Genomic DNA, 289 nt, shown 5'->3' on the forward strand with positions numbered 1-289 from the left:
GGTGGTGCACAAGGAAGCGGAGGTGAAACTCCCAGTCGCCCACCACTGCGAGGTTTTCGTCGAATCCGCCCAGCTCGTTGTACACGGAGCGGCGGAACAGAAAGGAGATGGGGACGAACCTGTTGTAGTGCAGCAGGTCCACCAAGGTGATTTCCCGCATCTCCGGCTCCATGGCGAAGCGTTCTTCAACCTCCCGTCCTTCAGGCGTCAGGCGTTCGAAGACGATTTCCGTTTCGACGCTCACGCCCCCCTGCCCCGGGTGGTCCTCCAGATAAGCGACCGTTGTCGC

1 pseudogene is annotated in these 289 nt (G+C 60.9%); it reads right to left on the reverse strand.

Annotated elements, in window-relative coordinates:
- A pseudogene (locus tag AC5RWX_RS34580) lies at positions 1-244 on the reverse strand (glycosyltransferase family 2 protein); the annotation flags it as partial.
- Positions 245-289 lie beyond the last annotated feature (45 nt).

Source organism: Arthrobacter sp. SPT-J7 (assembly GCF_059089965.1).